Raw genomic sequence first — 15863 nt, forward strand, 5'->3', positions numbered from 1 at the left:
ATCACCCCTCGGCAGCCTGCTGGCGAATCTCCGCCAGCAGCTGCTGCAGGTCCGGCAGATCAAAGGGCTTGAGCAAGGCCCTCACATTGGGGCCGAAGTCCGACAGATCGGACTTCATCGCATAGCCCGAAGCGAACACCAGCCACGCCTTCGGCGTGATGCGCAGGATGGCGCGGGCCAGATCGGTGCCCGACATCTGCGGCAGGCTGACGTCGGTCACGACCAGATCAAAGCGCTCGGGTGAATACATCGCCAGAGCCTCCTCGGCCGTGGCGCAGCTTTCCGGCCGCATGCCCGCCTCCTCCAGCAGATAGCCAATCTGCTCGCGCAGGTCCTCGTTGTCCTCCACGAACAGCACCCGCAGGGCTGGCGCCTTGGGCTCGGCGGGCCGGCGCGTCAGCGCCAGTTCGGCCACGGCACGCGCCAGCAAGTGCGGTGACACCGCCTTGGGCAGGCAACGCTGGAAGCCGGCTTCCAGCGCTGCCTCCCGGTCGGTGGCACGCACATAGGCGGTGACGGCCGCCGCCGGGAGATCTGTCGGCCCCAGGCCCGACTGCTGCCTCACATGGCGGATCAGGTCATAGCCGCCCATGCCGGGCATGCCGAGATCGCTCAGCAGCACGTCGAAACTCTGCTCGCCCAGCAGGGCGATGGCGGCCTCGCCCGACTCCGCCGTGACGACCTCGGCGCCACGCTCGGCCAGCAGGCGGGCATGGGCCTCGAGCACATCGGGATGGTCGTCGACCATCAGCACCCGCACGCCGGCGATGGGGGGCTCGGCTCCGTCGGCCTCGGCTTCGACACCCATCGCGTTCGACTGGCCGGCCCTGGGCAGGCGCACGCTGAAGGTCGAGCCCTGGCCGCGGCCGCCACTGCGGGCCGTCACTTCACCGCCATGCAGCTCGACGAGGTTCTTGACGATGGACAGGCCCAGGCCCAGGCCGCCATGCACGCTGGACGCCGTGCCATCGGCCTGGGTGAAACGATCGAAGAGCTGGGGCAGGAACTCCGGGGCTATGCCCTGGCCGGTGTCACTGACGGACAACTCGACGACGGGACCGTCCAGCCGGGTCGACGAGGTGACGCTGCCGCCGGCCGGGGTGAACTTCATCGCGTTGGTGACGAGGTTCATGACGACCTGGGTCAGCCGCCGGGAATCACCGAACACCTCGGCGGCCTCGGGGGCGAGATGCAGCACGATGTCGAGCTCCCGGGACTGCGCGGTGGGGCGTGCGGTTTCGGCCGCGGCCGCGACGAGGCCGTTCAGGTCCACCCGCTCGACATTCATCAATTGCTTGCCGGCCACGATGCGGCTCATCTCCAGCAGGTCGTCAACGAGAACAGCCTGGGCCTGGGCGTTGCGGGCGATGGCCTGGATGCCGCGCTGCTGCATGGCGGGCTGCACGCTGGGGTGGGTGAGCACATTGACCCAGCCCAGGATGGCCGCCAGCGGTGTGCGCAGCTCGTGGCTGATGGCGGCAACGAACTCTTCCTTGGCACGCGAGGCCTGGTCGGCAGCGCCGCGCGCGGCCTGTTCGGCGGCCAGCAGCTGTTCCCTGCGCCATTGCAGTTCGCGGCGATCGGTGATGTCGTGGAAATAGACGGACAGGCCATCATGCGAGGGATAGCAGTGGCATTGCAGCCAGCGCTCCGGAGCACCGGGCGCCACCGCCTCGAAGGACACGGCCTGGCCCTTGGCCCGAGCGCTGTCAAAACCGGCCTCGAACTCGCCTTCGGTGCCGAAGACCTCGCCGCTGCGCCGCCCGGTCAGCTCCGCGGCGCCACGACCGAGCAGGCGGGCCCCCTGCTCGTTGACATAGCCGATGCGCCCATCGTCCTCGATGAGGAGCAGGCCATCGGTGATGCTGCTCATCATGGCTCGCAGCCGCCGGTCCACGGCATGGAAGGCCTCGGTGCGCTCGGTGACGCGGCGTTCCAGCGTCTCGTTGAGTTCGCGCAGCAGCTCCTCGGCGCGGCGCCTCTCCTCGACCTCGGCCTGCAGGGCCAGGTTGGCGCGCTGCAGTTGGCGGGTCTTGCGGTCCAGTTCGGCGAAGACGGCGACCTTGGAGCGCAGCACGGCCGGGTTCACGGGCTTGTGCAGATAGTCGACCGCGCCCGAGCCATAGCCCTGCAGGCGGTGCTGGTCCTGATCGAAATAGGCGGTCAGGAAGATGATGGGCAGATGGGCGTTGCGCTTGCGCTCCTTGATCATCTGGGCCAGCTCGATGCCGTTCATGTCGGGCAGCTGGATGTCCAGCACCATGACGGCGAATTCCTGGCTCATCAGCGCCAGCAGGGCCTGGTCGGCCGACAGCGCGCGCACGATGCGGTAGCTAGGGTCGGCCAGCACGCTCTCCAGCACCAACAGATTGGCCGGCTCGTCGTCGACGATGAGGATATTGGTCAGCTCTTCGGTGCCCACCATCTGCTCCGCCACGTCGCTCGGGTGCATGGCCATCAACGGTACAACCAAACGCGCATCAGCGACAGCAGTTGGGCGGTATTGACGGGCTTGGAGATGTAGTCGCTGGCGCCGGCTTCCAGGCACTTCTCCCGGTCGCCCTTCATGGCCTTGGCCGTCAGCGCGAGTATGGGCAGGTTGCGGAACTCCGCATGAGCGCGGATCTCACGCATGGTCTCGTAGCCGTCCATGTCCGGCATCATGATGTCCATCAGCACCAGGTCAAGGTCCGGCGTGTGCTGGATGATGTCGATGGCGGCGCGGCCGCTGGTGGCCGTCATGACCTGCATCTCCTGATTCTCCAGCAGCGTCGTCAGCGCAAAGATGTTGCGGGCGTCATCATCCACCACCAGCACGCGGCGGCCGCGCAGCATCTCGGCGGCGCCATGCAGCTTCTGCAGCACGTCCTGCTTGTCCTGGGGCAGCTCGGTCACCACACGGTGCAGGAAGAGGGCCGTCTCGTCCAGCAGCCGCTCGGGGCTCTGCACATCCTTCAGCACGACGCTCTTGGCCAGGGCACGCAGCTGCTTCTGCTCGGCACTGGACAGGTCCTTGCCGGTGAAGACGACAACCGGCACGCCGGCCAGCGCGGGATCGGCGTGCAGCTGCTCGAGCAGCGCAAAGCCGCTGACGTCGGGCAGGCGCAGGTCCAGCACGATGCAGTCAAAGGCCTGGTCGCGAAGCATCTCCAGCGCCTCGGCGCCCGTGCCGACGGCTTCCAGGTCGATGTCGTCATGGTTCAGCAGTTCGACGATGGCCTCGCGCTCGATGTCGTTGTCCTCGATGACGAGCAGGCGCTTGGTGCGCGGCACCGTGAAGTCGCGGATGCGGTCCAGGGCCGCCTCCATCTCCTCGCTGGTGGACGACTTCACGACATAGCTGAAGGCGCCATGGGCCAGGCCGTGGTTGCGGTCCTCCTCGGCGACGCTGAAGATCTGCACCGGGATGTGGCGGGTCAGCGGGTCGAGCTTGAGCTGGTTCAGCACCGTCCAGCCCAGCATGTCGGGCAGGAAGATGTCCAGGGACACGGCGGTGGGCTTGAAGCGCCGCGCCAGCTCCAGGCCCAGGCTGCCCTTGAGCGCCACCAGGCCCTTGAAGCCGCGGTCGCGCGCCAGGCCCAGCACGATGCGGGCGAAGTGGGGGTCGTCCTCGATGATGAGCAGCACCGACTCGCCGTCGACGATGTTGTCGCGGTCGTCGGCGACCTGGGTCTCGCGCACCAGCGGCAGGTTGTTGCGCACCGGCGCACTCGGGCGGCTGTGCATGGGCAAAGGCGCCACGCTGGCGCTGTCCGCGCCGGCGAACTGCAGGGGCAGGAAGAGAGTGAAGGTGCTGCCGTGGCCATGCACGCTGGCGAGCTTGATCTCGCCGCCCAGCAGGGCCGCCAGCTCGCGGCTGATGGCCAGCCCCAGGCCCGTTCCGCCGTATTTGCGCGAGGTGCCGGCGTCGGCCTGCTGGAAGGCCTCGAAGATCAGGCGCTGCTTCTCGGGGGCGACGCCGATACCGGTGTCCTCCACCGCGAAGGCCAGCACCTGGGGCGCCTTGGACAGCACCGGGTGGTCGCTGCTCCAGCCCTCGTTGGCGAGGCTGACGCGCAGCTCCACGTGGCCATGGGCCGTGAACTTGACGGCGTTGGACAGCAGGTTCTTCAGGATCTGCTGCAGGCGCTTGGCATCGCTCTCCATGCTGCGCGGCAGGTCGTCGGCGAACAGCAGGCGCAGCGGCAGGTTCTTGGCCTCGGCCACCTGGCGGAAGTTGCGGTCGATGTTGTCGCGCAGCGAGGCAAACGAGATGTCCTCGATTTCGACAGTGACCGTGCCGGACTCGATCTTGGACAGGTCCAGGATGTCGTTGATCAGGTGCAGCAGGTCGGAGCCCGAGGAGTTGATGTTGCGCGAGAACTCGACCTGCTTGGGAATCAGATTGCCTTCGTTGTTGCTGGCCAGCTGCTGGCTGAGAATCAGGATGGAGTTCAGCGGGGTGCGCAGCTCGTGGCTCATATTGGCCAGGAACTCCGACTTGTACTTGGACGTCAGCGCCAGCTCGGCGGCCTTCTCTTCCAGCGCGTGGCGGGCCTGCTCGACCTCGCTGTTCTTGCGCTCGACCTCGGCGTTCTGCTCGGCCAGCAGGCGGGCCTTGGTGCCGAGCTGCTCGTTGGTCTCCTGCAGCTCGCTCTGGCGCGACTGCAGCTCCACGGTCAGCTGCTGGGACTGGGCCAGCAGCGACTCGGTACGCATGGTCGCCTCGATGGTGTTGAACACGGCGCCGATGCTCTGCGTCAGCAGTTCCAGGAAGGCCAGCGAGCCGCTGGTGAAGGGCTGCAGCGTGGCCAGCTCGATGACGGCCTTGGTCTGGCCTTCGAACAGCACCGGCAGCACGACGACGCTGACCCGCTGGGCATGGCCGAGGCTGGACGAGATGGCGACGAAGTCCGACGCGATGTCGGCCAGCAGGGTGCTGCGCTTTTCGAGCGCGCATTGGCCGACCAGGCCCTCGCCCATCTCGATGGTGGGTGCCAGGCGCACCGCGCCCGACTGGGCATAGCTGGCCAGCAGGCGCAGCTGCTGGCGGTTGTCGCTCTCGGCGGCGGTGACGTGATAGATGGTGCCCTGGTGGGCCTGCACCAGCGGCGCCAGCTCGGTCAGCAGCATCTGGGAGACGGTCTGCAGTTCGCGCTGGCCCTGCAGCATGCCGGTGAACTTGGCCAGGTTGGTCTTCAGCCAGTCCTGCTCGCGGTTGCGCTCGGTGGTCTCGCGCAGATTGGAGATCATCGTGTTGATGTTGTCCTTGAGCTCGGACACCTCGCCCTTGGCCTCCACCTGAATCGCGCGCGTCAGGTCGCCCTTGGTCACGGCCGTCGCCACCTCGGCGATGGCGCGCACCTGGGTCGTCAGGTTGGCGGCCAGCAGGTTGACGTTGCCGGTCAGGTCCTTCCAGGTGCCTGAGGCGCCCGGCACATGGGCCTGGCCGCCCAGGCGCCCGTCCACGCCCACCTCGCGGGCGACGTTGGTCACCTGCTCGGCGAAGGTGGCCAGGGTGTCGGTCATGTTGTTGATGGTGTCGGCCAGGGCCGCCACCTCGCCCTTGGCCTGCACGGTCAGGCGCTGCGTGAGGTTGCCGTTGGCCACGGCCGTCACGACCTTCACGATGCCGCGCACCTGCTCGGTCAGGTTGGAGGCCATGAAGTTGACGTTGTCGGTCAAGTCCTTCCAGGTGCCGCCCACACCGGCCACCTTGGCCTGGCCGCCGAGCTTGCCTTCGGTGCCCACCTCGCGGGCAACGCGGGTCACTTCGCCGGCGAAGGCGTTGAGCTGGTCCACCATGGTGTTGATGGTGTTCTTCAGCTCCAGGATTTCGCCGCTGACGTCCACCGTGATCTTGCGGTTCAGGTCGCCGCGGGCCACGGCCGTTGTCACCTCGGCGATGTTGCGCACCTGGGCCGTCAGGTTGGCGCCCATGGTGTTGACCGAGTCGGTCAGGTCCTTCCAGGTGCCGGCCACGCCCGGCACCACGGCCTGCACGCCAAGCCGCCCTTCGGTGCCCACCTCGCGGGCCACGCGCGTCACCTCCGACGCGAAGGAGCGCAGCTGCTCCACCATGGTGTTGATGGTTTCCTTGAGCTGCAGGATTTCGCCGCGCACGTCCACGGTGATCTTCTTGGACAGGTCGCCGTTGGCCACGGCGATGGTCACCTCGGCGATGTTGCGCACCTGGTTGGTCAGGTTGGACGCCATCGAGTTGACGTTGTCGGTCAGGTCCTTCCACGTCCCGGCCACACCGGGCACCTGGGCCTGCCCCCCCAGCTTGCCTTCCGTACCCACTTCGCGGGCCACGCGGCTCACTTCCGACGCAAAGGCACCGAGCTGCTCGACCATGGTGTTCATGGTCTCCTTGAGCTGAAGGATCTCGCCCTTCACGTCCACCGTGATCTTGCGGCTGAGGTCGCCGCGCGCGATGGCGGTGGCCACGTCGGCGATGTTGCGCACCTGGCCGGTCAGGTTGGAGGCCATGGAGTTGACGTTGTCGGTCAGGTCCTTCCACACGCCGGCCACGCCCGGCACGGCGGCCTGGCCGCCGAGCTTGCCTTCCGTACCCACTTCGCGCGCCACCCGCGTCACTTCCGACGCGAAGGCGCGCAGCTGGTCCACCATGGTGTTGATGGTTTCCTTCAGCTGCAGGATCTCGCCGCGCACGTCCACGGTGATCTTCTTGGACAGGTCGCCGCTGGCCACCGCGATGGTCACGTCGGCGATGTTGCGCACCTGGCCGGTCAGGTTGGACGCCATGGAGTTGACGTTGTCGGTCAGGTCCTTCCACGTGCCGGCCACCCCGGGCACCTGAGCCTGGCCGCCGAGCTTGCCCTCGGTGCCCACCTCGCGCGCCACGCGGGTCACTTCGCCGGCGAAGGCGTTGAGCTGGTCCACCATGGTGTTGATGGTGTCCTTCAGCTCAAGAATTTCGCCGCGCACGTCGACGGTGATCTTCTTGGACAGGTCGCCGTTGGCCACGGCCGTCGTCACTTCGGCGATGTTGCGCACCTGACCGGTCAGGTTGGAAGCCATGAAGTTGACGTTGTCGGTCAGGTCCTTCCAGGTCCCGGCCACGCCGGGCACCTGGGCCTGGCCACCGAGCTTGCCGTCCGTGCCCACCTCGCGGGCCACGCGGCTCACCTCGGAGGCGAAGCCGTTGAGCTGGTCCACCATGGTGTTCAGCGTGTTCTTCAGCGCCAGGATCTCGCCCTTGACCTCCACGGTGATCTTCTTGGAGAGGTCGCCGCTGGCCACGGCCGTCGCCACGTCCGCGATATTGCGCACCTGGCCGGTCAGGTTGGAGGCCATGAAGTTGACGTTGTCGGTCAGGTCTTTCCACGTGCCGGCGACGCCCGGCACCTGGGCCTGGCCGCCGAGCTTGCCGTCGGTGCCCACCTCGCGCGCCACGCGGCTCACTTCCGACGCGAAGCCGTTGAGCTGGTCCACCATGGTGTTCAAGGTGTTCTTCAGCTCCAGGATCTCGCCCTTCACGTCCACCGTGATCTTCTTGGACAGGTCGCCGCCGGCCACGGCCGTCGCCACGTCCGCGATGTTGCGCACCTGGCCGGTCAGGTTGGAGGCCATGGAGTTGACGTTGTCGGTCAGGTCCTTCCAGGTGCCGGCCACCCCGGGCACCTGGGCCTGCCCACCGAGCTTGCCTTCCGTGCCCACCTCGCGGGCCACGCGGCTGACCTCGCCGGCGAAGCCGTTGAGCTGGTCGACCATGGTGTTGATGGTGTTCTTCAGCTCCAGGATCTCGCCGCGCACGTCCACGGTGATCTTCTTGGACAGGTCACCATTGGCCACCGCCGTCGTCACGTCCGCGATATTGCGCACCTGGGCCGTCAGGTTGGTCGCCATCGCGTTGACCGAGTCGGTCAGGTCCTTCCAGATGCCGGCGACACCGCGGCCCTGGGCCTGGCCGCCGAGCTTGCCGTCCGTGCCCACCTCGCGCGCCACCCGCGTCACTTCCGACGCGAAGCCGTTGAGCTGGTCCACCATGGTGTTGATGGTGTTCTTCAGCTCCAGGATCTCGCCGCGCACGTCCACGGTGATCTTCTTGGACAGGTCGCCGTTGGCCACGGCCGTCGTCACCTCGGCGATGTTGCGCACCTGGCCGGTCAAGTTGGAGGCCATGAAGTTGACGTTGTCGGTCAGGTCCTTCCAGGTGCCGGCCACGCCGGGCACCTGGGCCTGGCCGCCCAGCTTGCCGTCGGTGCCCACCTCGCGCGCCACGCGGCTCACCTCGCCGGCGAAACCGTTGAGCTGGTCCACCATCGTGTTCATGGTGTTCTTCAGGGCAAGAATCTCTCCCTTCACCTCCACCGTGATCTTCTTGGACAGGTCGCCATTGGCCACCGCCGTCGCCACGTCCGCGATATTGCGCACCTGGCCGGTCAGGTTGGAGGCCATCGAGTTGACGTTGTCGGTCAGATCCTTCCAGGTGCCGGAAACGCCCTTCACCTGCGCCTGGCCACCCAGCTTGCCCTCGGTGCCCACCTCGCGCGCCACGCGCGTCACCTCGGACGAGAAGCCGTTGAGCTGGTCCACCATGGTGTTGATGGTTTCCTTCAGCTCCAGGATCTCGCCCTTCACGTCCACGGTGATCTTGCGCGACAGGTCGCCGCGCGCCACGGCCGTCGTCACCGTCGCGATATTGCGCACCTGGGCCGTCAGATTGGTGGCCATGGCGTTGACCGAGTCGGTCAGGTCCTTCCAGGTGCCGGCCACGCCGGGCACGACGGCCTGGCCGCCCAGGCGCCCGTCCGTGCCCACCTCGCGGGCCACGCGGGTCACTTCGGAGGCGAAGGAGCGCAGCTGGTCCACCATGGTGTTGGTGGCTTCCTTGAGCTGCAGGATTTCGCCGCGCACGTCCACGGTGATCTTCTTGGACAGGTCGCCGTTGGCCACCGCGATGGTCACGTCGGCGATGTTGCGCACCTGGGCCGTCAGGTTGCCGGCCATCTGGTTGACCGAGTCGGTCAGGTCCTTCCAGACGCCCGACACGCCCTTGACCTGGGCCTGACCGCCCAGCTTGCCCTCGGTGCCCACCTCACGCGCGACGCGAGTCACCTCGCTCGTGAACACCGACAGCTGGTCGATCATGGTGTTGACCAGCTTCGCGGAACGCAGGAACTCGCCCTTGAGTTCGCGGCCATCCACTTCGAGTTCCATGGACTGGCCCAGGTCGCCCTTGGCCACGGCGCCGATGGTGCGGGCGATCTCGGCGGTGGGCCGCACGAGGTCGTCCAGCAGGGTGTTGATGGAGTCGACCTTGGTGGCCCAGCTGCCCAACGAGCCCGGCAGCGACATGCGGTGCTTGAGCCGTCCTTCCTTGCCCACCGTGGCGGACAAGCGCGCGACCTCGGCGGCGATGCGCGCCTCCTGGGCCGTGATCTGGTTGAAGGCCGCGGCGATCTGGCCGTCGATGCCGTCCCAGTCATTGGGCAGGCGGATGGAGAAATCGCCATCGCGGAAGGCCGACAGCGCCGCCAGCACCTGGCGCGAGCGCGTGGCATTCAATTCCTGCCCGGTGTCACTGCCATTGCCTGCCGCAGCCGGCGCCACTGCCTTGGCGCTGACGCGCTTCCTGCGAGGTTGCTGCGCGATATCGACACTCATGAGCCCGCCCGATTCAGAGATTAGGAGTGAGTTTCTCCCGCCAGCGCGCGAGTCATTTCAAACTCAGGGCGAGACGGCAAAAGTGCCCGCTTCTAGCATGGCAATCTAGGGGGATCAAGTCCCTGCTGACGAGGGATCTCGCGCGCTTGCGCGAGTCATTTCATTGCGGCTTCCCGTGCATGCTCGACCGCATACCGGATCAGCTCCGCCTGGCCTTCCAGCTCGAGCTTGCGCTTGATGCTCTGGCGATGGGCCTCGACGGTGCGCACCGACAGGTCCAGATCGCGGGCGATCTGCTTGCTGGAGGCGCCCTGCCCCAGCAGGCTCAGGATTTCGCTCTCGCGCGGCGTCAGCACGGGCTTGGGCGCCTGGCCCCGGAAGAGCCGGCCCGACACGGCAGCGCTGAGGAAGGTGCCGCCCGCCGCCACCGCGTCGATGGCCGAAACGACCTCGGTCGCCGGCGCGTCCTTGAGCACATAGCCGCGCGCGCCGGCGGTCAGGGCGCGCTGCACATACTCGGGGTTGTCATACATGCTGAACATCAACAGCTTGACGGCCGGCCGCGCGGCCAGCATCTCGGCGCCGAGGGCAATGCCATTGCCGTCCTTCAGCCCCACGTCCATCAGCACGACGTCGGGCGCCGAGCGCGCCAACTGCTCCATCGCCTCGGCCCGGCCGCCGGCCTCGCCGACCACCTCGAAGCGGGGCACCGAGGCCAGCCGCACGGCCAGGCCCTCGCGCACCATGGGATGGTCGTCGACAAGCAGGATGCGGATGGGCGCGTTCATGCCGACAGTTTGACCGTGAGCCGGCTGCCGAGTCCAGGCGCGCTGACCAGGCTGAGCCGCGCGCCGAGGGCCGCCGCGCGCTCGCGCATGCTGCGCAGGCCCAGGCCCTGGTCCGCCACGGCCTGGGCCGCCTCGGCGTCAAAGCCCTGGCCATCGTCCTGGATCTCCAGCGTGACGCCGCCGCCAGGCTCGAAACGCAGCCCCAGCCGGACCGTCGTCGCATGCGCATGCCGCGCGGCGTTGTTGAGGGCCTCCTGGGCGATGCGGAACAGCGCCGTCTTGACGGCCTCGGGCAGATCGACCTCCTCGCCCTCCACGCCGGCCTGGAAATGCGTGCCGCCGGCGGCGTCGAACTCGTCCGCCAGATGTTGCAGGGCCGCGGCCAGGCCCAGGGTGTCCAGCAGGGCCGGCCGCAGCGCATGCGAGATATGCCTGACCTCGGCCAGCGTGCCGTTGAGCTGTTTCAGCGCCAGCTCCTGCAACCGCGCCGCCCCCTCGGGCTCGTGCTGGGCCGACTCGATCAGCAGCTTGGTGGCCACCAGGGCCTGGCTGACGCCGTCATGCAGCTCGCGCGCCAGCCGCGCACGCTCGTCCTCCTGGCTTTGCACGACCTGGCGGGCCAGGGCGCGCAGCTTGGCCTCGGCGCTGCGGTGCTCGCTGAGGTTGAGCACCAGGGCGCCGGCGCTGATCAGGGCCACGCCGAAGACGGCCACGGCGCCTACCCACAGCATGGTGGCGGTGATGTTCTGGCGCGCGCCGCGCTCCAGCTCGGCCATGGTGGCCTCGATGCCGTCCATGTAGAGGCCCGTGCCCAGCATCCAGTCCCATTGCGGCACGGCGACGACATAGCCCAGCTTGGGCGCCAGCAGGCTGCTGGAGGGCTTGCGCCACAGGTATTCGACATAGCCGCCGCCGGCCTGCGCCTGGGCGATCAGCTGCTGGATGGTGGGCCGGCCCTGCGGGTCGCGCAGCTCCCACAGGTTCTGCCCGATCAGCTCGAGCTGGCGTGAATGCATCAGCACCCGGCCGTCGAGCGAATAGACAAAGAAATAGCCGTCGCGGCCATAGTCCAGCGACGACAGGATGGCCAGCGCCTTCTCCTGCCCGCCGGGCTGTCCCAGCAGGGGCTGGATGGTGCTGACGGCCAGGTCGACGTAATGCTTGAGCTCGGTGCGCCGCGCGTCCATATAGCTGGCGCGCACCAGGGCATGCTCGCGGGCCGCCAGTTCGCTCTCCTGCTGGCGCACGGCCAGCGCGATCAGCGCCAGCGAGGCCAGCAGCGGCAGCAGGGCCAGCAGGAACAGGCGGCCCCGCAGGGACAGGGCCGCCCAGGCTTGCATCAGCGCCCCAGAGTGGCGGCGGCAGGAGCCGCCTTGCGCTGGATGGGCTTCCACGCTTCCAGGCGCTTCATCACGTCGGCGATCGCCGCATCCAGCTGCGTGTCCTCACCGCGGTTGACGGCGGCCGGGTCGAGTTCGACGTCGATGTCCGGCGACACGCCCTCGTTCTCGATGCGCCATTCGCCTTCCGGCGTATAGAAGCGGAAGTAGGGCACGGTCAGGAAGGCGCCGTCGATCAGCGGCGGGTTCACGGAGATGCCGATCAGCCCGCCCCAGGTGCGCTTGCCGATCAGCGGGCCCAGGCCCACGCGCTTGAAGGCATAGGGCATGAAGTCGCCGCCCGAGCCGGCGTCCTGGTCGATCAGCATGGCCTTGGGGCCGTAGATGGCGCCGCCCGGCGTGTCGAAGACCAGGCCGTCGCGGTCCTTCCAGCTGCCGAGGTAGGGCCGCGCCAGCAGCTCGGTCACGTAGTTGGCCGCCTGCCCGCCACCATTGCGGCGGTCGTCGACGATCAGGGCCTGCTTGTCGACCTGGGCGAAGAACATGCGGTTGAAATGCTCGAAGCCCTGGCCGGCCGTGTCCGGCATGTAGACATAGGCGACCTTGCCGCCGGTCTTGTGCTGCACCTTCTGGCGGTTGCCGTCGATCCAGGCCCAGCGGCGCAGCAGGCTCTCATTGGCGATGGGCTCGACCGTGATGTCACGGCGGCCCTTGCCCGTGGCGTCGTGCGCCACCGCGAGGACAACCTGCTTGCCCACCGTGTTCTCCAGCAGCGCGTAGATGTTGGTCGGCTCAATCAGCTCATGGCCGTTGACGGCCAGGATGTAGTCGCCTTCCTTCACGCCCAGGCCCGGCACGCTCAGCGGCGAGCGCAGATTGGGATTGAGGCGGTCGCCGGCATAGAGCTTGGCGACGCGATAGCGCCCCTGTTCCACGGCGAAGTCCGCACCCAGCAGGCCGACGGCGACGCTCGCTTCCTGGTGCACGTCGCCACCGCCGGTGCGGTTGTGGCCGACCTGCAGCTCGGCAATCATCTGCACCAGCAGGTCGTTCAGGTCCTCGCGGCGCTGCACATGGGCCAGCTGCGGCAGGTAGCGGTCATAGACGGCCTGCCAGTTCAGGCCATGCATCGCCGGGTCGTAGAAGAAGTCCTTCTCCATCCACCAGGCCTCGTCGAAGATCTGCTTCCACTCGGCCCTCAGGTCGACGCGGGCACGCAGGCCCGAGGTGTCCAGCGGCTTGCTGTCGCCCTTGTCGTTGGCGTCGCCCACCTCGAGCTTGCCGCTGGCCACGGTCAGCAGCAGCTTCTTGCGATCCTCGCTCAGCGAGAAGTCGGCCACGTTGCTGCGCAGCAGCTTGGGCTTGCGCTCCTCGAAGTCGAAGCGCCACAACTCGGCCGTCGCGCGGCGCTCGGCCTGGGGCGGCTCGTTGCTGGCGCCGGGCTGGGGGCGCTGCAGATAGTAGAGAGCGCCGTCGGAGGCGACAGCCAGGCTGTCGTAGTTGCGCTCGGCCACCGGCAGCGCGACAACGCGATCGGCCAGGCCGTCCAGGTCGATCTTGATGGGCTTGACCGGCTTGACGGGTTCCGGCTTGGCCTTGTCGTCCTTCTTTTCGTCCTTTTTGGCATCAGCCTTCTTGTCATCCGGCCTCTTGTCGTCCTTCTTGGCCTCGTCCTTCTTGTCGTCGTCCTTCTTCTCGTCCTTCTTGCCATCCTCGTCGCCCGTCTTGGGCGCCAGCGGCGACTTGCCGTCGGCGGCCAGCACCAGGGCATAGAGGCCGACACGGCGCGGGCGCTCCTGGGTCGACAGATCCAGGCCGACGGCCGTCGGGCCGCTGTTGATGGAGGCCGTGAAGTAGAGGTAGTCGCCCTTGGCCGAGAAGGTCGGGCTGGAGGCGTGGGCCAGGCCGTCGGTGACGGCGTGGTTGCGGCCCGTCGTCAGGTCGTGCAGCCAGATGCGGCCGAAGTAGTTGTCGCCCGAGCTGGTGTAGGCCAGCCAGCGGCTGTCCGGCGAGATAGCGATGTCGACGCCGCCACGGCGCACGTCGGTCGCCACCTTGACGAGCTGGCCGCGCTGCGGGCCGGCCGCCAGACCCATGCGGTAGAGGTTGAGGTGGTTGTCCACCAGCACGAGCTGGTTGCCGTCGGCCGACCAGTCCGCCAGCGTGAAGTAACCCTCCTTGGGCAGCAGGAAGCGTTCCTTGGCGCCCAGGCCGTTCTGGGCCACCAGCACGACCTCATGGCGCATGCCGGGGGCGTCGGAGATGTAGGCGATGCGCTGGCCGTCGGTGCTCCACAGCGCATCCTTCTCACGCACGCCGGCCGTCTCGGTCAGGTTGCGCACCGAGCCGTCCTTGACCGGCACGGTGAAGACCTCGCCGCGGGCGCTCACCACCACGCGCTTGCCGGTGGACGACAGCCGGGCCTGGGTGATGGTCTTGCCGGCGTCCTTCCACTGCGTGCGGGCCAGGGGTGCGGTGCTGGCGAGCTGGATGTCGAGTACGCGCGGCTCGCCACCGGACAGCTCGAGCTGCTTGATGCGGCCGCCCGATTCGTAGACCAGGGTGGTGCCGACGGCATCGACACTGCGCACATCCCACTGCGTCTCGCGGGTCAGCTGGCGCAGCGACTTCGTCGCCGGATTGAAGGCGAAGAGATTGGCCGCGCCGTCGGCACGGTCGGAGATGAAGACCACCTCGCCACCGGCCCAGACCGGGGCCGAGTCGCTGGCGTTGACATGGGGGATCTGCTGCCACTTCTGGCTGGCCATTTCCATGATCCAGACCGGCGGCGTTGTGCCGCCACGGCTCTGGCGCCAACCGCTGGCGCCGGCATAGGCAGCGTTGTAGGGCCGGTAGGCCAGCTGCCTGCCGTCGGGCGACCAGGCGCCCTCGTAGGCGACGGCCTTCATGACCTGACGCTCGTAGCCGCCGTCGACGCTGACCTCAAACAGCTGGTTGCTGCGGTTGTTGAGCACCTCGCGCGGCGAGGCGAACAGCACGCGCTTGCCGTCCGGGCTCCAGCCGCTGACGACGTCCGGCGTGGGATGCCAGGTCAGGCGCTTGGGCGCGCCGCCGTCCAGGCCGATGACGTAGACGTCGGTGTTGCCGTCATAGCTGGCCGAGAAGGCGATGCTCTTGCCATCCGGCGAGAAGCGCGGCGCGAATTCGCTGGCCGCATGGCTGGTCAGGCGGCGGGCGTTGCCGCCATTGCGATCGGCCAGCCAGAGGTCGCCGGCATAGACAAAGGCCAGATGATCCTTGGACACGGCCGGCTGGCGCAGCATCAGCGTCGGCTCGGCAGCCTGGGCCAGGCCCAGCGTCGCCAGCAGGGCCGCCGCAGCAATGACGGAACGGGAAATCAGCATCGAGGTCTCCGGGTGGGATGACGGTGTCAGCGCCAGCCGGTCGCCGGCGCAAAACCTCGAACTCTAGGGCCAGCCGCCCGGCCCGCCAAAAGTTAGCCAGCCGAGTCAGCCTGTCTGGCGCTTGAACTTGGCTTTCAGGCCGCCGCCGATGATGACCAGGCCGGGGATGAGGATCATGGCCCAGATGATCTTGTCCAGATGGGTCTTGACCCAAGGCACATTGCCGAAGACATATCCGATCAGCGTGATGCCGCAGACCCACAGCACGCCGCCGCCCACGTCGAACAGCGTGAACTTGCGCCGCGTCATCTGCGCCACGCCGGCCACGAAGGGCGCGAAAGTGCGCAGGAAAGGCATGAAACGGGCCGCCACCAGGGTGATGCCGCCGTACTTCTCGTAGAAGGCGTGGGCTTTCTCGAAGGCGGCCTTGTTGAAGAAGCGCGATTGCTCCCACTGGAAGACGCGTGGCCCGAAATGGCGGCCTATGGTGTAGTTGCTCTGATTGCCGAGGATGGCCGCCAGCGTCAGCAGGCCCATGGACAGGCCCAGGTCCATCAGGCCCACGCCGCACATGGCGCCGACGACAAAGAGCAGGGAGTCGCCCGGCAGGAAGGGCATGACGACGACGCCTGTCTCCACGAAGATGATCAGGAAGAGCAGCGCATAGACCCAGGCGCCGTAGCTCGCGACGAAGTTGGCCAGGTGCTGGTCGACATGCAGGACGAAGTCGATGAGGAAGGTCAGGAAATCCATCGGGG

Annotated in this window: 6 protein-coding genes; all 6 read right to left on the reverse strand. The window is 67.7% G+C overall.

Translation table 11 applies throughout. The annotated features are described in order from the left end of the window. Nucleotide 1: 1 nt before the first annotated feature. Nucleotides 2–2458, reverse strand: a complete 2457-nt coding sequence (locus tag J2X20_RS01975; protein ID WP_310260105.1) for a response regulator — start codon at nucleotides 2456–2458, stop codon at nucleotides 2–4. Next, nucleotides 2458–9612, reverse strand: a complete 7155-nt coding sequence (locus J2X20_RS01980; protein ID WP_310260109.1) for a HAMP domain-containing protein — start codon at nucleotides 9610–9612, stop codon at nucleotides 2458–2460. Before J2X20_RS01980 ends, J2X20_RS01975 begins: the two co-directional genes overlap by 1 nt. A gap of 155 nt (nucleotides 9613–9767) precedes the next feature. Then, a complete protein-coding gene (locus J2X20_RS01985; RefSeq protein WP_310260111.1) occupies nucleotides 9768–10400 on the reverse strand; it encodes a response regulator transcription factor in 633 nt (210 codons plus the stop codon). Further along, entirely contained in the window at nucleotides 10397–11740 is a 1344-nt protein-coding gene (locus J2X20_RS01990) for a cache domain-containing protein (protein WP_310260114.1), read from the reverse strand. The genes J2X20_RS01985 and J2X20_RS01990 overlap by 4 nt, the downstream gene beginning before the upstream one ends. Next, a complete protein-coding gene (locus J2X20_RS01995; RefSeq protein ID WP_310260117.1) occupies nucleotides 11740–15105 on the reverse strand; it encodes a S41 family peptidase in 3366 nt (1121 codons plus the stop codon). Before J2X20_RS01995 ends, J2X20_RS01990 begins: the two co-directional genes overlap by 1 nt. Before the next feature lie 105 nt (nucleotides 15106–15210). Continuing rightward, nucleotides 15211–15858, reverse strand: a complete 648-nt coding sequence (locus J2X20_RS02000; protein WP_310260120.1) for a DedA family protein — start codon at nucleotides 15856–15858, stop codon at nucleotides 15211–15213. Between the last annotated feature and the right edge of the window lie 5 nt (nucleotides 15859–15863).

Origin of the sequence: Roseateles saccharophilus (assembly GCF_031458095.1) — a bacterium.
Classification (GTDB): Bacteria; Pseudomonadota; Gammaproteobacteria; order Burkholderiales; family Burkholderiaceae_C; genus Pelomonas; species Pelomonas saccharophila_A.

Coding starts and splice junctions, on each gene's coding strand:
- J2X20_RS01975 (WP_310260105.1), bottom strand. CDS start 2,458: ATGGCCATGCACCCGAGCGACGTGGCGGAGCAGATGGTGGGCACCGAA.
- J2X20_RS01980 (WP_310260109.1), bottom strand. CDS start 9,612: ATGAGTGTCGATATCGCGCAGCAACCTCGCAGGAAGCGCGTCAGCGCC.
- J2X20_RS01985 (WP_310260111.1), bottom strand. CDS start 10,400: ATGAACGCGCCCATCCGCATCCTGCTTGTCGACGACCATCCCATGGTG.
- J2X20_RS01990 (WP_310260114.1), bottom strand. CDS start 11,740: ATGCAAGCCTGGGCGGCCCTGTCCCTGCGGGGCCGCCTGTTCCTGCTG.
- J2X20_RS01995 (WP_310260117.1), bottom strand. CDS start 15,105: ATGCTGATTTCCCGTTCCGTCATTGCTGCGGCGGCCCTGCTGGCGACG.
- J2X20_RS02000 (WP_310260120.1), bottom strand. CDS start 15,858: ATGGATTTCCTGACCTTCCTCATCGACTTCGTCCTGCATGTCGACCAG.